Genomic DNA, 22,052 nt, shown 5'->3' with positions numbered 1-22,052 from the left:
AGTTCCATGCATCAGCGTTTCGATTCAAAGGGCGCTTCGGCGCCTCACCAAGGGGTTTTGCTGGCGATCGATGTGGGGGGCACCAAGACCCACATCGCTGGCTACGACACGGTTACCAAACGCCTGCACACCTGCAAACTGGCGACCCACGCCGACGGTCTGCACGGCGCTTCGGCGTTGCAACGGATCATCCGCGCTGCCCGAGACTGCGTCGCTGAACTGGGCTACGCGCCGGTGCTCAGCGTCGTGGCGGTGTTCCCCGGCGTGGTCCGCGGCAAGACCCTGCTCATGGCGCCCAATACACCGGGCTTCGAACACCTCGACTTGCACAGCCTGCTGGCGCAAGGCCTGGGCACTCAGAACGTGATCCTCGACAATGACGTCAAGGCTGGCGCCATGGCCGAGGCTCATTGGGGCGCGCTGACGGGTATCGACAATGCGATCTACCTCAACCTCGGCACCGGCCTGGCGGCGGCGGCCATCGTCAACGGCAAATTGATGCGTGGACACAACGGCGCGGCGATGGAAATCGGCTACCTGTTGTCACCGTTCCTCGACCCGAATACACCCGCCAACTGGAAGACCTTCAGCGACGGCGCGGCGCCGCTGGAGGAGTTGTTTTCGGGGACTGCCCTGTCGCTGCTGGCGGCAGAAATGCTTGGCCAGGGACACGACGCCCTCGACCTGTTCGCCAGCGACGCGGTCAACGTGCAGCAGGCGTTGCAACAGCGTATCGCCGCCTGCGCGATTCAAGTTGCCAACCTGGCGGTGGCGCTGGATGTCAGCCGCATCGCCATCGGTGGTGGCCTGTACCGGCAAGCATCGGTGCTGGCGCCAATCATCCAACAGCTGATTCAACGCGTGGTGCCCTTCCCCCCGGAAATCATCGCCGCGCAGTTCACTCATGACGCGCCGCTGTGGGGCGCGTTGAGTATGGCGATGGACGCCACCGGCCTGACCTTTATCCCGGAACACCTCATCGCCGAAGGCGATGCGCAACTCGCCCCTTATGCATGACTCGCCAGCCTTCGCGGCTGACGGGCGTTCAGGAACCTTGTCATGTCCTTGATGTTGAATGAAACCCGCTCCATCCCCGCCATGCTGCAGCGCATGCTCGACGACGACAGCGCAATCCAGGCATTGGTCGCGCAGTTGGCGGACGACCTGCCCGACTTGATGATCACTGTGGCCCGTGGCAGCTCGGACCACGCGGCGGCCTTTTTTGCCCACGCGATGATGAGCCAGATCGGCATCCCAAGTCTGTCCATTGCCCTGTCGTTGGTGAGCTTGCACACCCCGCCGCTGCGCCTGAAAAAGTGCTGGGTCGCGGCGTTGTCGCAGTCCGGTAAAAGCCCCGACCTGATCGCCAGCGTGCGCTATTTGCAAGAGCGCGGCGCGACGGCCACGGCGTTCGTTAACACGGCTGACTCGGCGCTGGCCCAGGTCACTGACAGCGAAATCCTGTTGCCGGCCGGCCTTGAGCAGAGTGTCGCCGCGACCAAAAGCTACGTGGCGATGCTGATGGCCGCCGCGCAAACCGTTGGCTATCTGGGCGACCGGCTGGGCATCAACTCCGGCCTGAGCGCGGCCTTGAAGCAACTGCCTGGGCAAGTGGCCGAGGTGCAAAACGAAGACTGGTCGCTGGCCATCAGCACGCTGGTGCAGACCGAGAAGATGATCGTCATCGGTCGTGGCCCTGCGTTGCCGATCGCCCAGGAGGCCGCGCTCAAGCTCAAGGAAACTTCGGGTATTCAGGCTGAAGCCTTCTCCAGCGCCGAAGTCAAACACGGGCCGATGGAGATCATCGAAGAAGGCTATCCGGTGTTGCTGTTTGCGCCATCAGGCCCGGAACAGGCCGGCACTCTGGTGTTCGCCGAAGAGATGCGCGCACGCGGCGCGCAGGTGCTGGTGGTCGCACCGCGCGGCAATCCGGCGGCCAATCTGCCGAGCGTGCCCACCGACGACCCGCTGCTGGAGCCACTGACGATGATTCAGGGGTTCTACCTGATGGCCCAGGCATTGGCCGAAGCCCGTGGGCGAAACCCGGATCAGCCACGGTTCCTGAAGAAGGTCACTGAGACGCGCTGACCGAATGCCACGCTGCCTCTGCCAGTTGCTCGCGGTACTCCGTTGGTGAGGTGCGCACCCGCCCCGAGAGCCAGGCCCGGCAGTAATTCTCCGACTGGCCAATGACCAACGACGGCAGCAACTCCGCCGGCCAATCCCTGAAGTCGGCGCGGCGCTCCGGCTGCGCCAGCCAGTCGAGGGTCTGCCGATTGCGCTGGCGATTACGTTGCGCCAGCGCCTCGGCCTGCGGGCCTTTGCTCACCGCTGAACGCGCCTGAAACTGGAAACGCGCCAATTCGGGCTGCGCCGTCACCCAATCCACGTAGCTGTAGACCAGCGCCGCCACCCATTGCTGCGCCGTTTGCGCCGTCGCCAGACACCCTTCGCGCAAACGCGATTGATCATCCAGCGCACTGAAAAACAACGCCGCGACCACCCCGTCCTTGTTGCCGAAATGGTGATAGATATTGCCCACGCTGGTGCCGCACCGGACCTTGATCATGTCGATGGTGGTCGGCTCCAGGCCGTGCTCGTTGAAACAGGCCAGCGCGCTGGAAAGGATGTCGCGTTTCAAACTGGCGCGTGCACCAGGGTAACTGCGCGCCAAGGCCTCGGCAGTAGCGGACGCAACAGCAACAATCTCGGAAGCGGGCAAGGCCAATCCTCGTGACAGAATATTATTCGGCAAGCGTATTTACAGAATAATATTCTAGTTCTATGATCCGGTCACTTACAGAATATTATTCTGTTTAATCCACCGACCGAGGAAGTCCCATGAATCAAGTACTGGCGATGTTCAACAACGCTGGCCCTGAGCAATTCAGTGCCATGGTCTGCCAGATGGCGCCCTACTTCAGCACCATCAACCCGACCCTGGTGGAGCTGCGCGCCGGCCATGCCGAAGTGCAGGTGCCGTTTCGCAAGGAGATCACCAACCACCTCGGCACCGTGCATGCGATTGCCCTGTGCAACGCGGCGGAACTGGTGGCCGGAACCATGACCAACGTGTCGATACCCGAAGGTGCACGCTGGATTCCGAAAGGCATGACCGTGGAGTACCTGGCCAAGGCAAAAACCGACGTCCGCGCCGTGGCGGACGGCAGTCAGGTCGACTGGTCGAGCGCGGGCGATAAAGTGGTGCCGGTGGACGTGTTCGATGCCGAAAACCAGAAGGTGTTCACGGCGCGCATCACCATGAACGTCAAACTCTGAACGACCTTACTCGTCCAGCGTGACCTGATTGCGGCCGTTGCCTTTCGAGCTGTACAACGCCTGGTCGGCGCGTTCGATCAGTTGTTTATAGTCGGCAGTCGGCTGGCTCAGGTCGGCGACGCCCAGGCTGATGGTGCAGCGGATTTTTTGTCCGTCGTGCAGCACTTCCTGCGCTTCGACTGCCTTGCGCAGGCGCTCGGCAAACACCCTGCCCCCGGCCTTCGGCGTGCCCGGCAGCAACACCGCGAATTCTTCACCGCCATAGCGCCCGGCGATGTCCACGTCACGAATATGCTCGCGCACGGAGTCGGCCACGCGCTGGATGACGTGGTCACCCGCCTGGTGGCCGTAGGTGTCGTTGATCCGCTTGAAGTGGTCAATGTCGAACATCACCAGCGACGCGGCGGAATCATAACGACGGTGGCGGGCGTATTCGTTCTTCAGCGATTCTTCCCAATGCCCGCGGTTGTAAAGGCCGGTCAAGCGGTCGGTGCTGGACAGCAACTGCAACTGGCGGTTGGCGCCTTGCAATTGATGCGCATGGGTGGCGACGTCGGTCACGTCGTAGATCACCAGGCAGATGTGACTGATCTCGTTGTTGATCGCCCGCAGCGGAAACAGCGTGGTGTTCTGGTACATGAAATCTTCCTGGCCGGTGATCGGCTGGTAGTTCTTGAAATGCACCAGGTAAGGCCGCTGCTCCCAAATGGTGAACGCCGGCGTACCGAGGGTCATCACACTCTCGACCTTGCGCCGAAACCAGGCTTGGTTGACCTCGGGGAACAGGCTGAAAAAGGACTGCTGGGTCGCGTCACTCGGCACCACGCCGGAACGGTTTTCCATGAAGGTGTTCCAGACCTGCACCTGATAGTCACGGTCGAACACCACGACCCCGACGTCGATGCTCTGGGCGATGGTCAGCAGCCAATGCAGCTCTTTGATATCGATGCGATCGTTCATGCTCAGCTCATCAGGTAGGCGAGTTTTCGGGAAAGCCGCTCTACCGAATCCTCGGTGAACAACAGCAACAGATCAAAATGAATATTGTGGCCTTCCAGGCTGTAGCTGATTTCCACGGCCAGGGTTTTCTTCCAGCGGGTCTGGTTGACCCGAATCAACTCGTCGATCCCGGCTTGCATGCCCAGCACTTGCGGATGACCTTGGGAAAACACCACGTCGATCTGCTCGGCAATCCCGCTGAGGCAGGCACCAATCAAGATCGTCGACAGGTCGAGGAGCATTTCCATGTCGGAATAATCGGCCGAGTTGCGCTGCATCAGCTGCGCCATGTCGGCGATTTCCGAGCCGTGGAACAGCAACAGCGCCTCGCCGGCAATCCCGCCACCGATATAGCCCTGACACACCGCCGTCAGTTGCGCATTGCCTTGCGCGTCGGCCAGCGCCATGTGCAGCTCACCGACCTCGAGGAAGCTGACGTTGGGCAATGGCAATTGCACGAACACCCCCAACACCCGCGCCAGCAAAGCGGCGGCACGGCCCATGGCGACGTTGATGGTTTCGCGAAAGGCATCCTGAAAACTGGTGACCGGCTCCGCGACCGCACGTGATACAGCCACCGTCTGCTGGCTTGGGTCGAGTAGACCCTGGTCCAGCAGCACCTTGTGCAAGGCCTGCGGATCGGTTGGTTTCTTCAGGAACGCCAGCGCCCCCAACTCCAGCACCCGACGCACCGCTTCGGCCTGGACGTCGCCGGAGATCACGATGACCTTGGCGCTCAAGCCTTGCGCGCGGATTGCCGCCAGCACCTGGTAGCCGTCCATCTCCGGCATGGTCAGGTCCAGCAGCACCACATGGCCCAGGCCCTGGCGAATCGCCTCCAGCGCTTGCATGCCATTGGCTGCCATCGTCACCGATACACCCCAACCCGAGGGTAACGCCCGCAACAGCTGCTTGCGCACCATGTTGGAGTCGTCGCATATCAATAACGGAACCATGGGCATTGTCTGCGTTTCTCACTGCTAGAGAGTTTCAGGCTGCGGCTGCACTTTTAGGGTGCGAGAGCAGTTTTCCCGAACATCACTGTCCGATATTATTGTGGGTATTTTCGGAGGTTCATGCCGATTGGTTGTTAAAACAGCCGAATACGCGTGCAGATGCAATTTTTGTGCTCATTACTCCTCTGACTGTTTATGCGAGGTTATTAGGGGCCATACTGGCAAAGCGCCTGAACACTATCTGGAAACGCCCTGAGAATGATGTCAAAAACGTTACCTGACGAAACGCACTCCCCTGCTGCACCGCCCATATTGCCTGCCTCGCGCCGAGTAAATACATGCCTGTAGTTGATCCCCACTTATTCATCTGGACAGTGGCTGTGCTGACCCTCTGCGGCGTGATCCTGCGCCCGTGGCATGTTGCGGAGTACATCTGGGCCTTGAGCGGCGCAGCGCTGCTGACGCTGACTGGCTTCATTCCGTGGACCTCGGCGCTGGCGGCGGTCGCCAAGGGCACCGATGTCTATCTGTTCCTGATAGGGATGATGCTGCTCGCCGAGCTGGCGCGTCAGGAAGGTCTGTTCGACTGGCTGGCGATGTACGCCGCGCAACATGCCAATGGCTCCGGCCAGCGCTTGTTCGACCTGGTGTTTCTGGTGGGCACGCTGGTGACCATCTTTCTCTCCAACGATGCCACGGCCGTGGTGCTGACCCCTGCGGTGTATGCCGCCACCCGCGCGGCGAAAGCCGAACCGCTGCCCTACCTGTTCGTCTGCGCGTTTATCGCCAATGCGGCGAGCTTCGTCCTGCCGATTTCCAACCCTGCCAACCTGGTGGTATTCGGCAGCCACATGCCGCCGTTGCTGACCTGGCTGTGGCACTTCACCTTGCCGTCGCTGGCAGCCATCGGCATGACGTATCTGGCGTTGCGTTTTACCCAACGCGAACATCTGCGCCGGCCGCTGAACACCTCGATTACCCTGCAACCGCTGTCCAGCGGCGCACGCCTGACAGCCATGGGTATTGCCCTGACTGCCGCGCTGTTGCTGCTGGCGTCGGCGTTGGATGCGCAACTGGGCTTACCGACCTTTTGTGCCGGTATCGCCACGGCCAGCCTGATTCATCTGCGTCAGCGAATGAACCCGATGCCTGTGCTTAAAGGCGTGTCGTGGGGTGTATTGCCGTTGGTGGGCGGGCTGTTCGTGCTGGTTGAGGGCCTGGCGCAAACCGGGGTCATCGACACCTTGGCCCATGCACTGGCCTCGCTGGCCGGGCACTCCGGCAGTCAGTCGACCTGGGCCGCGGGGATCGTGGTCGGCATCGCCAGCAACCTGATCAACAACCTGCCTGCGGGCTTGATTGCCGGCTCGGTGGGCCACATCGCGCCATTGCCGACCCAGACCACCAGTGCGCTGTTGATCGGCGTGGACCTGGGGCCCAACCTGTCGTTCACCGGTTCACTGGCCACCTTGTTGTGGCTGATTGCGGTCAGGCGCGAGGGCGAGCATGTCAGCGCCCTCGACTTTTTGAAGCTGGGGATGGTGGTGATGCCGCCGGCGTTGCTGGCGGCGCTGGCAGCGTTGTTGATCTGATAGACGCCTTACCCGGCGTTCTGCGGGTAGTTCGACGGGAACAACGCGCGGCGGGTTTCTTCGTCCATGACCTTTTTGAACGCGTGATCCTTACCCACCAGCTTGGCGCGAGCCGCGGCCGGGCGTGCATCAATCGCCTGGAACCAGCGCTTGAGGTTGGGGAACGCGGCCAGTGCGTCAGCCTCGCCTTTCATCACCCGCGACGCACGCTCCAGCCAACCCCAGGCGGACATATCGACGATGGTGTAGCTGTCGCCGACGATAAATTCGCGACCAGCCAGACGCTCATCCAGCACCTTGTAGTGGCGCTCGATCTCGCGGCGGTAACGGTTAACGCCGTAATCGTTGCCCTCGGGGGCTGCGTACTGAAAATGCACGGCCTGACCAGAAAACGGCCCCACACCCGTGCCGATGAAAAACAGCCACGACAACAACTCGGGCCGATCCGCCGCGCGGCCCATGAACTGCCCGGCTTTCTCCCCCAGGTACATCAGGATCGCGCTGGAATCGAACACTCGCGTATCGACACCGCCAGGGCCGTCGGTATCAATGATCGCCGGTACCTTGCCGTTGGGATTGATAGCGCGAAATTCCGCTGTATGTTGTTCGCCTTTGCTGGTGTCGACCGGGACGACCTCGTAGGCCAGACCGGTCTCTTCAAGCAGTAGCGAGACCTTGGCTGGATTGGGTGTCGGGTGGAAATAGAAGCGAATCATGGCGTTCAACTCTGACAGGGTATGGGAAATGAACGTGCAGACGAGTGCACCTTTGTATTTTAGAACGACTGATTTAGAATAAATCGTATCGAAAAAAGGGGCAACGTTTATGTCCCTGACAGTGAGGAAACAGGTAATGGCTCGGCCAAGAGAATTCGACGAAGCCACGGTGCTCGATGCGGCGATCCAACGCTTCTGGGCGCATGGTTACGAAGCGACGTCGATTCGCGATCTGGTGCAACACACGGGTATCACCGGCGCCAGTCTGTACAACGCCTTTGGCGACAAACGCGCGCTGTACCAGCGGGCGCTGGAGCACTACGTCGAGCAGAACACCCGGACGCGGATCCTGCGCCTGGAGACCACGCTGCCGCCACGCCAGGCAATCGCCACGTTCTTCGGTGAAATCATCGAGCGCTCGCTGGGTGATCCGCAATGCAAAGGTTGCATGCTGGTCAACGCCGCCCTTGAGGTCGCACCTCACGACGCCGAGTTCCAACAAGCGATTGCTGAAGTACTCACTCAACTCGAAGCTTTTTTTCGCCGCTGCGTCATCGCTGGCCAGAGCGCAGGAGAGATTTCCACTGCGCAACCGGCCGACGATCTGGGCCGTCTGTTTCTCGGTGTGTTGCTGGGCATTCGCGTGCTGGCCCGCTCCAGACCGGAACGCGACCTGTTGGAGGGTCTGGTGCGTCCGGCCCTGGCGCTGCTCGGCAGTCCTGCCACTGCATAGGAAAACGTGACCCATGATTGAGCTCTACTACTGGCCAACGCCCAATGGCCACAAAATCACCCTGTTCCTAGAAGAAGCCGGCCTTGCGTACAACATCCACCCGATAGATATCAGCGCCGGTGACCAGTTCAAACCGGAGTTCCTCGCGTTCTCGCCGAACAACCGCATGCCGGCGATCATCGACACCGAGCCAGCCGATGGCGGCGAGCCGATCAGCGTGTTCGAATCCGGCGCAATCCTGATGTACCTCGCGGAAAAAACCGGCCGATTCCTGCCCGCCGACGTACGCGGACGCAAGACCGTGAGCGAATGGCTGTTCTGGCAAATGGGCGGCCTGGGGCCGATGGCGGGCCAGAACCACCACTTCGTGCAATACGCGCCGGAGCGGATTCCTTACGCAATGAGCCGCTACGTCAACGAAACCAATCGTTTGTACGGGGTGCTGGATCGGCGTCTCGCCGGGCGTGAGTTCATCGCTGGCGACGACTACTCCATCGCCGACATGGCCTGTTATCCGTGGGTGTTCCCGTGGAAGCGCCAACAGCAGAACCTCGACGACTTCCCCAACCTGCGCCGCTGGTTCGAGGCAGTCCAGGCACGTGAGGCAACCGTGCGCGCCTACGCCAAGGGTGAACCGTTCACCTCGCGGCCGACCGTGACCGAGGAAGGCAAGAAGATTTTGTTTGGGCAGACGGCGGCGTTGGCAAAATAAACCTCCCCACAGGAACGCTAACCTGTGTAGGCGCTGCCGAAGGCTGCGATCGGTTTGGGCCGCAGGCGGACGCAGCAGTCGTGCTGCGAGAATCACTGAAGGTTCTTCGAACCTTATCGCAGCCTTCGGCAGCTCCTACAGACGACTGCGATCAGTCGCAGAGAATTTAGAGGCCAAAACGCAACGCGCCACGACTCAGCGTGGCGCGTTGCTTCATACGGTTTTACCGATCAACAGCACTTCGGTCCGGCCTTGCCGCCGTAACGCGCATCCTGACGTTCGCGAAAGAACGTTTCGTAGCTCATCACCGGCTGGTCCGGGTGGGTCAATTGCATGTGCTCGACGTAGTTGTCGTAGTCAGGCATGCCCACCATCAGCCGTGCGGCCTGGCCGAGGTATTTGCCAAGCCGACTCAGGTCATTGAACATCTGCAACCCTCTCTCAGCGCGATACCGGCATGGCCTGGAACGGTGCTTCTTTATCCGTCCGCTCTTTTGAACCCCATGCCGCGACACCGACTTTGATCGCGTAGAACAGGATGCTGAACACCACGAACACGAACAGCGCGGTCAAGGTGGCGTTGGTATAAGCGTTGAAAATCACCGAGTGCATCTGGTCCAGGTTCTTCGCCGGGGCCAGGACCTGACCAGCGTCCAGCGCGGTACGGTACTTGGTGGCCAAGGCCAGGAAGCCAACGGCCGGGCTCGGGTCGAACAGCTTGATGTAGCTGGCCATGGTGGTGCAGATCAACAGCCAGGCCGCTGGAACCAGGGTGACCCAGATGAAACGCTGACGTTTCATTTTGATCAGCACCACGGTGGCGAGCATCAGCGCGATACCGGCGAGCATCTGGTTGGAGATACCGAACAGCGGCCACAAGGTGTTGATCCCGCCCAGTGGGTCGATCACGCCTTGGTACAGCAGGTAGCCCCACATCGCCACGCAACCGCCGGTGGCGATCAGGTTGGCGGTCCAGGATTCAGTGCGCTTGAGTGATGGCACCATGGTCCCGAGCAAGTCTTGCAGCATGAAACGACCGGCACGGGTACCGGCGTCAACCGCTGTCAGAATGAACAAGGCTTCAAATAGGATCGCGAAGTGGTACCAGAACGCCATCGTGTCTTTGCCTGGCAATACCTGGTGCAGGATCTGCGCGATACCCACCGCCAACGTTGGCGCACCGCCGGCACGCGCCAGAACGGTGGTTTCACCGATGTCTTTGGCGACGGCAATCAAGGTATCCGGGGTAATCGCAAAGCCCCAGCTACTGATGGTCTGCGCCACGACAACCGGATCAGCGCCAACAATGGCCGCCGGGCTGTTCATGGCGAAGTACACGCCCGGATCGATCACCGAGGCCGCGACCATCGCCATGATGGCGACGAACGACTCCATCAACATCGCGCCGTAGCCGATGTAACGGGAGTTGGCTTCACTGTCCAGCAGCTTCGGCGTGGTGCCCGACGCGATCAGTGCGTGGAACCCGGACACCGCACCGCAGGCGATGGTGATAAACAGGAACGGGAACAGAGCGCCCTTCCACACCGGACCGGTGCCGTCGGTGAACTGAGTCAGGGCCGGCATTTTCAGTTGTGGCGCGATAATCAGAATGCCAATCGCCAGCGCAACAATGGTGCCGACTTTGAGGAAGGTCGACAGGTAGTCACGCGGCGCCAGCAACAGCCAGACCGGCAACACCGCCGCGACGAAACCGTAACCGACCAGCATCCAGGTGATCTGAATACCGGTGAAGGTGAACGCCTTGGCCCACACTGGATCGGCAGCCACTTGGCCACCGAGCCAGATCGATACCAGCAGCAGAATCACGCCGATGACCGAGATTTCGCCGATGCGACCCGGGCGGATGTAGCGCATGTAAATGCCCATGAACATCGCCAGCGGGATGGTCGCCATCACCGTGAACATGCCCCATGGGCTGTCCGCCAGCGCCTTGACCACGATCAGGGCCAACACCGCGAGGATGATGATCATGATCAGGAAGCAGCCAAACAGGGCGATGGAACCTGGCACCGCGCCCATTTCCTCGCGCACCATTTCGCCCAGCGAGCGACCGTTGCGACGGGTGGACAGGAACAGCACCATGAAGTCCTGCACCGCACCGGCAAACACCACGCCGGCGATCAGCCAGAGTGTGCCGGGCAGGTAGCCCATCTGCGCCGCGAGCACGGGACCGACGAGCGGGCCTGCACCAGCGATGGCGGCGAAGTGGTGACCGAATAGAATGTGTTTGTTGGTGGGGACGTAGTCCAGACCATCGTTATTGAGTACCGCCGGCGTGGCGCGGTTAGGGTCCAGCTGCATCACTTTAGTGGCGATGAACAGACTGTAGTAGCGGTAGGCAACCAGATAGATGGCAATGGCAGCCACCACGATCCAGAGTGCGTTGACAGATTCACCGCGGCGCAGCGCGACGACACCTAACGCAATTGCCCCCAAGCAGGCAACGGCAAACCAAGCAAGATGTTTGGTCAGTCGGGTCATTGTGGGTCTCCAGCCGGGGACCGTGGTCCGTCGGCGATAATTGTTATTGTTGTGCTCCGGACGGCCTTCGAGCAGATGATCGAAAACACGCCCAGGAAACGAGCCTCGCTACTATCCGCGCTCAACGGCGTAGGCAACATCCGCAGTACTACTGGTCGCTCTACGTAGTACTACGTGGGTCAAATGCGGTTTATTGGGGCTACCATGCGCGCCTTTAGCCGCCAAACCCCCGTGTCAGGCCCGTTGCGGGCTTGCCACACGACTGGACGTATTGGTCATGCAACTTAAGTATAAGATCGTCGCCCTCGGCATCTTGCCGCTGATCCTCGCGGTGGCAATCATCAGCGCGCTGGTGATTTTCCAGAACCAGCGCCTGGGTGAACAACAGGCGCAGTTGATCGAAGACAGCATCCTCGCCAGCAAGCGCGCCGAGCTGAAAAACTACGTGGAAATGGCCATGAGCGCCCTGACGCCGCTGTATGAAAGCGGTCAGGACGACGATCACACCAAGCAGATGGTGCTCAAGGAGTTGCAGAAACTCAGCTTCGGCATCAACGGCTACTTCTTCGTCTACGACCATAATGGCCGCAGCCTGATGCACCCTCGCCAATCCGCGCTGGTGGGCCGTGACCTGTGGGACATGACCGACCCTCATGGTTTGCCGGTGATTCAAGCCTTGCTCAACAGCGCGCAGAACGGCGACGGCTTCCAGCATTACGCCTGGGAAAAACCGTCTACCGGGCAGGTCACCGACAAACTAGCCTACGTGGTGATGCTTGACCGCTGGGGCTGGATGCTCGGCACCGGCATCTATCTGGAAGACGTCGAACGCGCCACGCAACAGGCCCGGGAAGAAGTCGCGCGCGGCATTCACACCACCATGTTGGCCATCGGCGGCGTCGCGTTGATCGCGGTGTTGCTGGTGTTCGCCTGCGGCCTGACCCTGAACGCCAGCGAGCACCGTCTGGCCGACAAGAAGCTGCAAGGCCTGACCCAACGCATCGTCAACCTGCAGGAAGAAGAGCGCTCACGCCTGTCACGGGAACTGCACGACGGCATCAGCCAGGTGTTGGTGTCGATCAAGTTTCAGTTCGAACTGGCCAGCCTCGAACTGGAAGCCGGCAGCGACAAAGGCCAGGACATCCTGCGCAAAGGCATCGACCGCCTGGCCGATGCCATCGGCGAAGTGCGCACGATTTCCCATGACCTGCGCCCTTCCCTGCTGGACACCCTGGGCCTGGCAGCAGCGGTCACGCAACTGGTCACCGAATTCGAACTGCGCAGCGGCTTGACCGTGCACTACGAGAACAGCCTCGGCGCTATCCAATTGGTGGACGGTGCCCCGGTGGCGCTGTTCCGGATCTTGCAAGAAGCACTGACCAACATTGAACGCCATGCCCACGCGCGAAAGGTGACCATCGAACTGGAAGGCAACGCACGGCAGGTTCGGCTGTCGGTGTGTGATGATGGCGTTGGCTTCAAGATCAACCAGCTGGAGTCGATACAGGGCGGCATTGGTTTGCGCAACATTCGCGAGCGGGTCGATCACTTCAACGGCCAGTTCAACCTGTCGTCAGTCCCCGGTCGCAGCGAACTGGCGGTCACCCTGCCGACGCAACCGCACACCGCCCCCCTTCTCAGCAGAGCCTCTTCATGAACCCAGCCTCTCCGATTCGTATTGCCCTGGTGGACGATCACTCGTTGGTGCGCGACGGCATCCGCGCGTTGCTCGCGGTGAAACCGTCATTCGAGGTGGTGGGCGAAGCCGAGGACGGGCCAGAAGCGCTGGACCTTTGCGCTCGAGTCATGCCCGACATCCTGCTGGTGGACATCGGCCTCAAGGAAATGAACGGCCTGGAGCTGACCCGCCTGCTGCGCGAACAGTACCCGCAGATCAAGATTCTGATCCTGAGCATGTACGACAATCAGGAATACATCGCCACCTCGATTCGCGCCGGGGCCAGCGGCTATGTGCTAAAGAACGCGCCGTCTCGGGAAATCATCGCGGCGATCGAGGCGATTGCCAACGGGGGTACGTTCTACAGCGCGGAAGTCGCGCTCAAGCTGGCCAGCAAAAAACCGGACGAGACGGAACTGACGCCACGGGAAATTCAGGTGTTGGTGGGGCTGGCTCAAGGTTTGAACAACAAGACCATCGCCCGGGACCTGGACATCAGCGTGCGCACCGTCGAGACCCATCGCCTGAGCATTCGTCGCAAGTTGAATGTCGACAAGCCGGCGGGGTTGTTCAAGTATGCGATGGAGCATGGGTTGATGGCGCGCTAGGTCGCCACATCACCTGTAGGAGCTGCCGAAGGCTGCGATAAGGCCGAAACGGCCTTCGCGATGCAGATCAATCGCAGCCTTCGGCAGCTACTACAGGTTTTGCGCAAATGGCTTGATGCGGTGCGACTGGCACACCGCACCGCCTTACATCTTCGGATTACTCTCAGCCGAGACGCTGGCCAATTCCGTTTTGCTCCAACCGCCGCCCAGCGCCTTGACCAAGCCCACATTGGCGCTCAACTGGCGAGTCTGCAGATCCAGCACGCTGCTCTGCGCCTGCAAGGCCACGGTCTGCGCTTCGACCACGTCCAGATAACCCACGGCACCCTGGCGATAACGCGCCAAGGCCAGGTCTTCCGAATATTGTGCGGCGTCGGCGGCGTCGTGTTGGTCTTTCAGGGCATTGCCCAAGCCGTCGATCAGACTCAGGTTGTCTTCCACTTGCTGAAACGCGGTCAACACCACGCTGCGATAACGACCACCCGCTTCCGCCGTTGCCGCCTTGGCCGCATCCACCCCCGCCTGACGCGCGCCGGCGTCGAACAAGGTGGTCACCAACGACGGACCGATGGCCCAGAACAGGTTCGGTGCCGACAGCAAACCGGCTGCCACGTCGCTCTGATACCCGGCTTGCGCGCTCAAGGTCACCGTCGGGAAGAACGCAGCCCGCGCCACACCGATTTTGGCATTGGCTTCGGCCACGCGACGTTCGGCAGCGGCGATGTCCGGGCGGCGCTGCAGCAAGGTTGACGGCAAACCGGTCGGCACTACCGGCAAGTCGATGGCCTTGGTGTTCGGCGCAACGCTGAACTCCGACGCCGAGGCACCGACCAGCGAAGCGATGGCGTGTTCCAGCACCGAACGTTGCGCAAGGTTTTGCGTCAGTTGCGATTTGGCCGACGACAACTGCGTCTTGGCCCGCGAGACGTCCAGCCCGGACACAATCCCGCCGCCATGCAGGCCTTCGGTCAGGTTCAACGCCTTGGAAAACGCTTCGGTGGTTTGCGTCAACAACAACGTCTGCTGGTCCAGCCCGCGCAGACGAATGTAGCTGTCCGCCAACTGGGCCTGCAGGCTCAGGCGCGCCGACGCGAAATCGGCCTTGCTCGCCCGCGCTTCATCGGTGCCGGCCGAGACCGAATCACGCACGCGACCCCACAGGTCGACTTCGTAATCCACCTCGGCACCGACGGTGAAGGAGTTGTAGATCGGGCCTGCAGTCGCGGAGCGCAAAGGCTTGGTGTCCGACTGCCGATCACGCTGGCCGTTGCCACTGCCCTTGATGATCGGGAACAGCCCTGACTCGACCTGGGTCACGAACGCCTGCGCCTGCTCGTAGTGAGCCAGCGCCGCGCTGAGGTCCGGGTTGTTGGTCAGCAAGCGCTGCTGCAACTCGTTGAGCAGCGGATCGTTGTAGATTTTCCACCAGCCGTCACGACTCAATTGATCGGCGGGCGTGGCTACGCTCCACGGGCCTACCGTACGAAACTGCGCGGCCTCCGGCGTCACCGGCACTTTGTACTCCGGCGACAGATGGCAGGCACCCAACGCCAGCAGCGAGACCAGCAGCAGGCTCAGGCGAAAAACCGGCTGAGCATTAGCCATGAGCTTTGACCTCAGCGTCGGCATGCGCGACTTGCACACTGTCACCATCGATCAGGCCGTCAGGCGGCGTATCGATAATCTTGTCGGTCGGCAGCAGACCCGAACCGATCTCCACCGAGTCACCGTAATCGTGAGCAATGGTGACGGTCTTGAACAGCACTTTGCCGCCTTCAGCCAAGGTCGCCACGCGCATACCGTGGTCATCAAACACCAACGCGCTGGACGGCAAGCGCAACGCCGCCGCCTGCACCGGCAACTTGAACTGCACGCTGGCGTAAGCACCCGGCATCAAGCGATGGCCCGGGTTTTCCACCAACAGTTGCACCAGCGTGGTTCCGGACGCCGCGTTCACCGCATCGGCCGAGGCAATCACCTTGGCGCTGAACTGTTCCTGTTGGTATTCCGGCACCGTCAGGCTGGCCGATGTACCGGCACGCACCTGCGGCGAAAAGCTTTGCGGCACTTGCACGTAAACCCGCAGGCGGTTGACGTCAGACACCGCGAACAGCTCCTGACCAACGCCGTTGCTGCCGGCATTGATCAGCGCACCGACATCGGTGGTCCGCGCGGTGACGACGCCATCGAACGGCGCAACCAGACGCTGGAAGCCTTTAGTGGCGATCAGACGTTCGACGTTAGCTTTGGCTGCCGCCACATCGGCCTGCTTGGCCGCCAGATCACTCACACGCTCATCGACTTCCTGATGCGAGACCGAGTCCGAAGCGAGCATGGCTTGCCAACGCTTGGCGGTAGTCTGCGCCAGCGAGGCATTGGCCTGAGACGTTGCCAGCACGGCGCGAGCTTGCAGCAGCTGTTGGTCCAGCTCAGGCGTGTCGATTTCGGCGAGCAATTGCCCGGCCTTGACCGTCGCGCCGATGTCATATTTCCACGACTTCAAATAACCGCCGACCCGGGCCGAAATCGACGCTCGCGAGTAGGCTTCCAGGCGTCCTGGCAGGTTCAGCACCGGGCCTTGGGCCGCCGCGCTTGGCGTGATCAGCGCCACGCTTGGGGTGGCCTGGGTGTCGGTCCAGGTCTTCAGGGTTTTCGATTCGCTGGCGCGGATGCTGATGCCCGCGACCACCACAATGACCACCACGGCCACGGCGACCACGATTTTCAGGGTGCCGCCACGCCGAGGGAACGGTGCGTTGTTCGATGGAGAATGTTCAACTGACATGTCAGGCCCCTTGAGTAGCGGTTGCAGGGATAGTTACGGGGTCGCGGCGTGCGTGAAGAATGCTGAAAATCACCGGAACCAGGAAAAGTGTTGCCACAGTGGCGAAGGTCAGGCCGCCAATCACCGCACGACCGAGGGGCGCGTTCTGCTCGCCGCCCTCACCCAGGCTTAACGCCATGGGGGCCATACCGATGATCATCGACAGCGCCGTCATCAATACCGGACGGAAGCGCGTGAAACCGGCCTCCAGCGCGGCCTGAAGCGGATCGCCATGTTCGGCCAGACGCTCACGACAGAAGCTGACCACCAGAATGGCGTTGGCGGTGGCCACGCCCATACACATGATCGCCCCCGTCAAAGCAGGCACCGACAAGGTGGTCTTGGTCACAAACAGCGTCCAGACAATCCCCGCTACCGCCGCTGGCAATGCGGTAATGATCACGAACGGGTCGGTCCACGACTGGAAGTTGACCACGATCAGCAGGTAAATCAGCACCACCGCGCCCAACAGCCCGAACAGCATGCCGCTAAAGGCGTTGTTCATGGTTTCTACCTGGCCCTGGAACACCACCTTCGAACCCTTCGGTACTTCGTTGGCGTGCTCGTCAATGACCTTTTGGATATCAGCCGCCACACCGCCGAGGTCGCGATCCTGGGTCGAAGCAAAGATCTCCACCAGTGACTGGATGTCAGACTGGCTGATCACCGAGTTACTGTGGGTCCGCTCAATCGTGGCCAAGCCACCGAGAATCTGGCCATCGGACCCCGTACCACTGGCACTCAGCGGCAGGTTGTGCAACGCGGCCAAGGTGTCGAGGCTGTATTGCGGGGTTTGCATCACGATCGGGTACGACACCCCGTTGGCAGTGTTCAGCCAATAGGTCGGTGCCACTTGGCTGGAACCGGCGAAGTTGACCACCAGACTGTTGGTGATGTCGCGCTCGGTGATTCCTACCAGTTGCGCCCGGGTCCGGTCCACATCGACTTTAAAGGTCGGCAGTTGTTGCGACTGCTGGATCCTTGCATCGACCACGCCCGGCACCTTGCGGATATCGCGCAACAGCGTGTTGGCGTAAGCGAAGTTGGCCGCCAGGTTGGCGCCCCGCACTTGCAGGTCGATAGGCGCTGCCGAACCGAAGTTGAGGATCTGCCCGACGATATCGGCGGGCGGGAACGAGAAGGTCACGCCGGGGAATTCCCGAGGCAATTTCTCACGCATCTCGCGCATGTATTCAGCCGTCGGACGGTGATCCTCGTTCAGCTTGATCTGAATGTCGGTGTCCTGCGAGCCCACGGTGCCGGTATTGTTGTACGCGGTGTTGATACCACTGATCGACAGGCCAATGTTGTCCACCACCGTACCCAACTCTTCCTTGGGAATAATCCGGCGGATGGCGTTCTCGACGTCGAAAATGACCTCAGAGGTTTTTTCCACGCGCGTGCCAATCGGAGCGCGAACGTGCAGCAGAATCTGCCCGGTATCCACCGCAGGGAAGAAGTTGCGCCCCAGGTATGGCACCAGACCAAACGACAGCACGACAAACCCGAGGAACGCGATGACGAACAGCTTGCGATGCTGCAACGTGCTTTCCAGCAAGGCGTGATAACCGGCGCGGAATTTTTCGAATTGACGCTCGAAACCACGCTGGAAAATCACCAACGGGTTTTTCGTCGGCGGTTGATGGTGTTCGCCGTCTTCGCCCAGCACATGCGGCTTGAGCAGGAAGTTGGCCATGGTCGGAACCAGGGTTCGCGACAGGATGAACGAGGCAATCATGGCGAAGATCACCGCTTCGGCCATTGGCACGAAGAGGAAGCGCGCCACACCGTCGAGGAAGAACATCGGCACGAACACGATACAGATACACAGCAGCGACACGAACGCCGGGGTCACGATCTGCGCCGCGCCGTCGAGTATCGCCCTCTCTACCTGCTTGCCTTGTTCAAGGTGCCAGTTGATGTTCTCGATGGTTACCGTGGCATCGTCGACAAGGATACCAACGGCCAGCGCCAGCCCTCCGAGGGTCATGATGTTCAGGGTTTCGCCGAGGGCCGACAGGGTCGCAATCGACGCCAGAATCGCCAGCGGGATCGACACCGCAATAATCACCGTCGAACGCCAACTGCCGAGGAACAGCAGGATCATCAAACTGGTCAGGGCTGCTGCGATTACCCCTTCACGGGCCACGCCTTCGATGGCCGCGCGAACGAACAGCGACTGGTCACTGATCAGGTCGATTTTCAGGTTATCGGGCAGCGTCGCCTTGGAGTCGGCCAGCTTTTCCTTGATCCCGGCGATCACGCCCAGGGTCGAAGCCGAACCGGTTTTCAACACTGGAATCAGTACCGATTTACTGCCGTCCACGTGCACAATGTTGGTTTGTGGCGGGTTGCCGTCACGCACACTGGCCACGTCGCGGATCAGCACCGTGGTGCCGTTGACGGTCTTGATCGGCAGGTTTTCCAGATCGGCGAACGCCGTGGGGGCGTTGTTCAGTTGCAGCATGTACTCATAGCTGCCGATCTTTTCAGTACCAATCGGGGTGATCAGGTTTTGCGTTGCCAGGGCGTTGGCCACGTCTTGCCCGGACAGACCACGCGCCTGCATCTTCTGCGAGTCGAGGTCGATCTGCACCTGACGCGATTTACCACCGAACGGATACGGCAGTGCCGCGCCCGAGACCGTGGTCAACAGCAGGCGCACCTGGTTCAGACCGATGTCACCGAGGCGCTGCTCACTGAGGCCCTTGCCCGACAACGCGAGCTGCACGATCGGCACCGTTGAGGCGCTGTAGTTGAGGATCAACGGCGGCGTCGTGCCCGGTGGCAATTGCTTCAAGATCGCCTGAGACACCGACGTCAGTTGCGCATTCGCGGTACTGATGTTGACCCCAGGCTGGAAGAAGACTTTAACGATCCCGAAACCGTTCAGCGACGTGGCTTCGATGTGCCGCACGTCGTTGACCGTGGTGGTCAACACCCGCTCGAACGGCGACGTGATCCGGCCGGCCATTTGGTCGGGTGCCAGACCGGTGTATTGCCAGATAACGGCAATCACGGGGATGCGGATTTCAGGAAAGATGTCGGTGGGCGTGCGCAATGCCGCCAGCGGGCCGATGATCAGAATGAAGATCGCCAGTACAACAAAGGTATACGGCCGACTCAAAGCTATGCGTACTAGGCCAAGCATTGTGGTTATCCGACTGAGAACCGAGCAGAAACGGCACAGACCAACGCTTGAAAATCAGCGCTGTATGTTCCACTGCATATCCATGGTTACGTGAAAGGGCTTGGCAAAGATATCCAGATTACAGGTATATGCCAACGATTTTTTTGAACCACTTTCGTCGCAGAACATCAGACATCGGTTACTTTGCGCTTCCGTTCGCTAAAAGTCGTGATTCGGTCGACAACAGCTCGTCGAATAAAGCCTTGCCCTTTGATGCTTCCGGGTCATAATTCGAGGCATATGCCTCCATAAAGTGAGCCCGTCCGTGACTCAAATGGCCGAAAAACCCGTATTGCTTGACTCTGCCACTCCACCGCTCAACAGCTGTGCCAACCGTGCCATCCGTCGTGCCGCCCGCCGTATGGGGCAAATCTACGACGACGCATTCGTGTCAGTTGGCCTGCGCGCTACCCAGTATTCCCTGCTGTCACAGATCGTGCGCAGTCAAGGCCCGACCATGCGCGTCCTGGCTAGGGAAATGGTCATGGACCTGTCGGCCCTGGGCCATACGTTGAAGCCACTGGTGCGCGACGGCTTCGTGGTCCTGACCGTGGACCCCAATGACCGTCGCAGCAAAAGGGTCAACTTAACCGAAGCAGGATTAAGGAAGTATGAAGAAGCCTATCTCATCTCCAAAGTCGTGGGAGAGGCGTTCGACACCACCTTCGGCATCGAGGAGGCGGTACAGGTCAGGGCGGCAATGGACCGCATTGCTTCAGATGAGTTTTTGCTACTGATCAACGCCAAACTGGGCTTCTGACACCGCCGTTCGTCGCCGCTGCCGGCACTTCCGGCACGGCGTTTACACCAAATCATGTAACGACTCTTAACTTCGGAGACGCACCATGATCCGTAAAAGCCTGACCTTCCTCGCCTTTACCACCCTGCTGTCCGCCGCGTCGGCCGTGTCCTTCGCAGCCTCCAGCACCACGGACACCACCGGCACCGGTACCGGCACCGGCACCAAGCCTTCGTCCACCATGACCCACAAGATCACCAACAAGAAAGCCACCAACACCAGCCACGTACCGGGCACCAAAGGTCCGAATGACCAAGGTAACAAGGACCAGTCGTCCTCGGGCAAAGGCCCTGGTAGCGGCGCGGACGGTGATACCACTAACGAGATCAAGTAGTGCCCGTAGCGACGGGGACGCATCGGTTGAGCCGCCTTGCCCTGTAGGAGCCAACTTGTTGGCGAGGAATCTGATCTGGTATTTCAGAGATACCGCCTCGCGAACAAGTTCGCTCCTACAGTGAATGGCGTTACACGGTGCATCTCGCATCACGCGCCAAAAACGCCAACAAATACTGATTCACCTCCCCTGCCTTTTCATTCTGAATCCAGTGCCCGCAGTCCTGCAGTACGTGCTGTTCCAGCAAGGGCACCAACGCTGGCATGCGTTTAAGGGTGTAGGCCTCCAGCGTCGCCACCGGGTCTTTATCGCCGATCAAAAATAACGCCGGCTGTTTGACCTGCAACCCAGCCACCGAGGCTGACAACTCCCAATTGCGCTCGAAGTTGCGGTACCAGTTCACTGCGCCACGAAATCCTCGGCCCTCGAACGTTTGCAGGTACACCGAAAACGCTTCGTCACTGCACCAAGCGGGCAAGGACTCAGGGTCTTGCATGCCCTCGAACAGGGTCGCTCCCAGCGGTTTGGCCTGCAGGAAGAAGTCCTTGGGCACGGCGGCCGAACTGTTGTGCATCATCATGCGCAGGGTTTTTGCCACGTCGGCATCCAGTTCGCGCTCGGCAACGCCCGGGGTCTGGAAATAGACGATGTAGTTGAAGCTGTCTGCGTGCATCTGGCGCATGATTTCAATCGCCGGCTTTTTCGCCCGGCCACCGAAAGGTACCGCCATACCGACCACTGACTCGACCCGTTGCGGTTCGAGCAAGGCCAGATGCCAGGCGATTTGCGCACCCCAGTCGTGGCCGACCATGGCGACCTTGGTCTGTCCCAGTCGGTCCATCGCGGCCTGGATATCAGCGCAAATGCTGAACACGTCATACGCCGCCGGATCGCTGGGGGCGCTGGTTTGCCCATAACCGCGCATTTCCGGCACCAGCACCCGATAACCAGCCTCGGCCAGCGCGCTCATTTGATTGCGCCACGAATGCCAGCACTCGGGAAAGCCATGCAGCAGCCACACCGGATAACCGTCGTGCGGTCCGGCGCTGTACAGGCTGAGGGTGATGCCGTTGACGTCAAGCAGTTGATGGTCAAGCGCAGTCATGTGTAAGCCTCCAGGACGGAGGCTT

20 protein-coding genes are annotated in these 22,052 nt (G+C 60.6%); 10 read left to right on the top strand and 10 right to left on the bottom strand.

What is annotated here, in order from left to right:
* The first annotated feature begins 6 nt into the window (after positions 1-6).
* Both ACF0H7_RS12280 and ACF0H7_RS12275 read left to right on the top strand, forming a co-directional pair.
* Entirely contained in the window at positions 7-1,017 is a 1,011-nt protein-coding gene (locus ACF0H7_RS12280) for an ROK family protein (RefSeq protein ID WP_397453021.1), read from the top strand.
* A 42-nt stretch (positions 1,018-1,059) separates the two neighbouring features.
* Positions 1,060-2,088, top strand: a complete 1,029-nt coding sequence (locus ACF0H7_RS12275; protein ID WP_397453020.1) for an SIS domain-containing protein — start codon at positions 1,060-1,062, stop codon at positions 2,086-2,088.
* On the opposite strand, the gene ACF0H7_RS12270 is transcribed toward ACF0H7_RS12275, so the two are convergent.
* Entirely contained in the window at positions 2,072-2,722 is a 651-nt protein-coding gene (locus ACF0H7_RS12270) for a TetR/AcrR family transcriptional regulator (protein WP_397453019.1), read from the bottom strand. The two genes, ACF0H7_RS12275 and ACF0H7_RS12270, sit on opposite strands and share 17 nt — an antisense overlap.
* A gap of 119 nt (positions 2,723-2,841) precedes the next feature.
* On the opposite strand from ACF0H7_RS12270, the gene ACF0H7_RS12265 reads away from it, so the two are divergent.
* Positions 2,842-3,279, top strand: a complete 438-nt coding sequence (locus tag ACF0H7_RS12265; protein ID WP_397453018.1) for a hotdog fold domain-containing protein — start codon at positions 2,842-2,844, stop codon at positions 3,277-3,279.
* Positions 3,280-3,285: 6 nt separating this feature from the next.
* Here the strand turns inward: ACF0H7_RS12265 and ACF0H7_RS12260 are convergent, their stop codons facing one another.
* Positions 3,286-4,239 carry a diguanylate cyclase gene (locus ACF0H7_RS12260; RefSeq protein WP_397453017.1) on the bottom strand — a complete coding sequence of 318 codons (954 nt, stop codon included), beginning with the start codon at positions 4,237-4,239 and terminating at the stop codon, positions 3,286-3,288.
* Positions 4,240-4,241: 2 nt separating this feature from the next.
* Complete coding sequence (locus ACF0H7_RS12255; RefSeq protein WP_397453016.1) at positions 4,242-5,240, bottom strand: response regulator; 999 nt, start codon at positions 5,238-5,240, stop codon at positions 4,242-4,244.
* A gap of 332 nt (positions 5,241-5,572) precedes the next feature.
* On the opposite strand from ACF0H7_RS12255, the gene ACF0H7_RS12250 reads away from it, so the two are divergent.
* Complete coding sequence (locus ACF0H7_RS12250) at positions 5,573-6,826, top strand: arsenic transporter (protein WP_397453015.1); 1,254 nt, start codon at positions 5,573-5,575, stop codon at positions 6,824-6,826.
* Positions 6,827-6,834: 8 nt separating this feature from the next.
* Here ACF0H7_RS12250 and ACF0H7_RS12245 read toward each other — a convergent pair whose 3' ends face one another.
* Entirely contained in the window at positions 6,835-7,542 is a 708-nt protein-coding gene (locus ACF0H7_RS12245) for a glutathione S-transferase family protein (protein ID WP_397453014.1), read from the bottom strand.
* Between the two features lie 136 nt (positions 7,543-7,678).
* Between ACF0H7_RS12245 and ACF0H7_RS12240 the strand changes: the two genes are divergently transcribed.
* A complete protein-coding gene (locus ACF0H7_RS12240; protein WP_397453013.1) occupies positions 7,679-8,275 on the top strand; it encodes a TetR/AcrR family transcriptional regulator in 597 nt (198 codons plus the stop codon).
* A gap of 13 nt (positions 8,276-8,288) precedes the next feature.
* Entirely contained in the window at positions 8,289-8,987 is a 699-nt protein-coding gene (locus tag ACF0H7_RS12235; RefSeq protein WP_397453012.1) for a glutathione binding-like protein, read from the top strand.
* Positions 8,988-9,217: 230 nt separating this feature from the next.
* Here ACF0H7_RS12235 and ACF0H7_RS12230 read toward each other — a convergent pair whose 3' ends face one another.
* Positions 9,218-9,415, bottom strand: a complete 198-nt coding sequence (locus ACF0H7_RS12230; RefSeq protein WP_397453011.1) for a YbdD/YjiX family protein — start codon at positions 9,413-9,415, stop codon at positions 9,218-9,220.
* Between the two features lie 13 nt (positions 9,416-9,428).
* Positions 9,429-11,489 carry a carbon starvation CstA family protein gene (locus ACF0H7_RS12225; RefSeq protein ID WP_397453010.1) on the bottom strand — a complete coding sequence of 687 codons (2,061 nt, stop codon included), beginning with the start codon at positions 11,487-11,489 and terminating at the stop codon, positions 9,429-9,431.
* Between the two features lie 277 nt (positions 11,490-11,766).
* On the opposite strand from ACF0H7_RS12225, the gene ACF0H7_RS12220 reads away from it, so the two are divergent.
* Complete coding sequence (locus ACF0H7_RS12220) at positions 11,767-13,146, top strand: cache domain-containing protein (RefSeq protein WP_397453009.1); 1,380 nt, start codon at positions 11,767-11,769, stop codon at positions 13,144-13,146.
* Positions 13,143-13,775: a response regulator gene (locus ACF0H7_RS12215; RefSeq protein WP_397453008.1), complete on the top strand. Its 633-nt coding sequence runs from the start codon at positions 13,143-13,145 to the stop codon at positions 13,773-13,775. The genes ACF0H7_RS12220 and ACF0H7_RS12215 overlap by 4 nt, the downstream gene beginning before the upstream one ends.
* Before the next feature lie 144 nt (positions 13,776-13,919).
* Here the strand turns inward: ACF0H7_RS12215 and ACF0H7_RS12210 are convergent, their stop codons facing one another.
* Genes ACF0H7_RS12210 through ACF0H7_RS12200 form a run of 3 tightly spaced genes read right to left on the bottom strand, consistent with a single transcriptional unit; the run spans position 13,920 to position 19,750 of the window.
* Entirely contained in the window at positions 13,920-15,380 is a 1,461-nt protein-coding gene (locus ACF0H7_RS12210) for an efflux transporter outer membrane subunit (protein WP_397453007.1), read from the bottom strand.
* Positions 15,373-16,560, bottom strand: coding sequence for an efflux RND transporter periplasmic adaptor subunit (locus ACF0H7_RS12205; RefSeq protein WP_397453006.1), 1,188 nt, complete (start codon positions 16,558-16,560; stop codon positions 15,373-15,375). The genes ACF0H7_RS12210 and ACF0H7_RS12205 overlap by 8 nt, the downstream gene beginning before the upstream one ends.
* A gap of 1 nt (position 16,561) precedes the next feature.
* Entirely contained in the window at positions 16,562-19,750 is a 3,189-nt protein-coding gene (locus tag ACF0H7_RS12200) for an efflux RND transporter permease subunit (RefSeq protein ID WP_397453005.1), read from the bottom strand.
* 313 nt (positions 19,751-20,063) lie between these two features.
* On the opposite strand from ACF0H7_RS12200, the gene ACF0H7_RS12195 reads away from it, so the two are divergent.
* Complete coding sequence (locus ACF0H7_RS12195; protein WP_397453004.1) at positions 20,064-20,549, top strand: MarR family winged helix-turn-helix transcriptional regulator; 486 nt, start codon at positions 20,064-20,066, stop codon at positions 20,547-20,549.
* A gap of 85 nt (positions 20,550-20,634) precedes the next feature.
* On the top strand, positions 20,635-20,922 hold the full coding sequence (locus tag ACF0H7_RS12190) for a hypothetical protein (protein WP_397453003.1): 288 nt from the start codon (positions 20,635-20,637) through the stop codon (positions 20,920-20,922).
* Positions 20,923-21,052: 130 nt separating this feature from the next.
* On the opposite strand, the gene ACF0H7_RS12185 is transcribed toward ACF0H7_RS12190, so the two are convergent.
* A complete protein-coding gene (locus ACF0H7_RS12185) occupies positions 21,053-22,027 on the bottom strand; it encodes an alpha/beta hydrolase (protein WP_397453002.1) in 975 nt (324 codons plus the stop codon).
* Positions 22,028-22,052: the final 25 nt, after the last annotated feature.

It is taken from the genome of Pseudomonas sp. NA-150 (assembly GCF_044336365.1).
In the GTDB taxonomy this organism is placed as follows: domain Bacteria; phylum Pseudomonadota; class Gammaproteobacteria; order Pseudomonadales; family Pseudomonadaceae; genus Aquipseudomonas.
The sequence above is the reverse complement of the archived record's forward strand: the minus strand, read 5'-3'. Positions and strand labels throughout refer to the sequence as shown.

Coding starts and splice junctions, on each gene's coding strand:
- ACF0H7_RS12275 (WP_397453020.1), top strand. CDS start 1,060: ATGTCCTTGATGTTGAATGAAACCCGCTCCATCCCCGCCATGCTGCAG.
- ACF0H7_RS12260 (WP_397453017.1), bottom strand. CDS start 4,239: ATGAACGATCGCATCGATATCAAAGAGCTGCATTGGCTGCTGACCATC.
- ACF0H7_RS12215 (WP_397453008.1), top strand. CDS start 13,143: ATGAACCCAGCCTCTCCGATTCGTATTGCCCTGGTGGACGATCACTCG.
- ACF0H7_RS12195 (WP_397453004.1), top strand. CDS start 20,064: ATGGCCGAAAAACCCGTATTGCTTGACTCTGCCACTCCACCGCTCAAC.
- ACF0H7_RS12250 (WP_397453015.1), top strand. CDS start 5,573: ATGCCTGTAGTTGATCCCCACTTATTCATCTGGACAGTGGCTGTGCTG.
- ACF0H7_RS12240 (WP_397453013.1), top strand. CDS start 7,679: ATGGCTCGGCCAAGAGAATTCGACGAAGCCACGGTGCTCGATGCGGCG.
- ACF0H7_RS12225 (WP_397453010.1), bottom strand. CDS start 11,489: ATGACCCGACTGACCAAACATCTTGCTTGGTTTGCCGTTGCCTGCTTG.
- ACF0H7_RS12255 (WP_397453016.1), bottom strand. CDS start 5,240: ATGCCCATGGTTCCGTTATTGATATGCGACGACTCCAACATGGTGCGC.
- ACF0H7_RS12185 (WP_397453002.1), bottom strand. CDS start 22,027: ATGACTGCGCTTGACCATCAACTGCTTGACGTCAACGGCATCACCCTC.
- ACF0H7_RS12245 (WP_397453014.1), bottom strand. CDS start 7,542: ATGATTCGCTTCTATTTCCACCCGACACCCAATCCAGCCAAGGTCTCG.
- ACF0H7_RS12265 (WP_397453018.1), top strand. CDS start 2,842: ATGAATCAAGTACTGGCGATGTTCAACAACGCTGGCCCTGAGCAATTC.
- ACF0H7_RS12210 (WP_397453007.1), bottom strand. CDS start 15,380: ATGGCTAATGCTCAGCCGGTTTTTCGCCTGAGCCTGCTGCTGGTCTCG.
- ACF0H7_RS12235 (WP_397453012.1), top strand. CDS start 8,289: ATGATTGAGCTCTACTACTGGCCAACGCCCAATGGCCACAAAATCACC.
- ACF0H7_RS12190 (WP_397453003.1), top strand. CDS start 20,635: ATGATCCGTAAAAGCCTGACCTTCCTCGCCTTTACCACCCTGCTGTCC.
- ACF0H7_RS12220 (WP_397453009.1), top strand. CDS start 11,767: ATGCAACTTAAGTATAAGATCGTCGCCCTCGGCATCTTGCCGCTGATC.
- ACF0H7_RS12230 (WP_397453011.1), bottom strand. CDS start 9,415: ATGTTCAATGACCTGAGTCGGCTTGGCAAATACCTCGGCCAGGCCGCA.
- ACF0H7_RS12200 (WP_397453005.1), bottom strand. CDS start 19,750: ATGCTTGGCCTAGTACGCATAGCTTTGAGTCGGCCGTATACCTTTGTT.
- ACF0H7_RS12280 (WP_397453021.1), top strand. CDS start 7: ATGCATCAGCGTTTCGATTCAAAGGGCGCTTCGGCGCCTCACCAAGGG.
- ACF0H7_RS12205 (WP_397453006.1), bottom strand. CDS start 16,560: ATGTCAGTTGAACATTCTCCATCGAACAACGCACCGTTCCCTCGGCGT.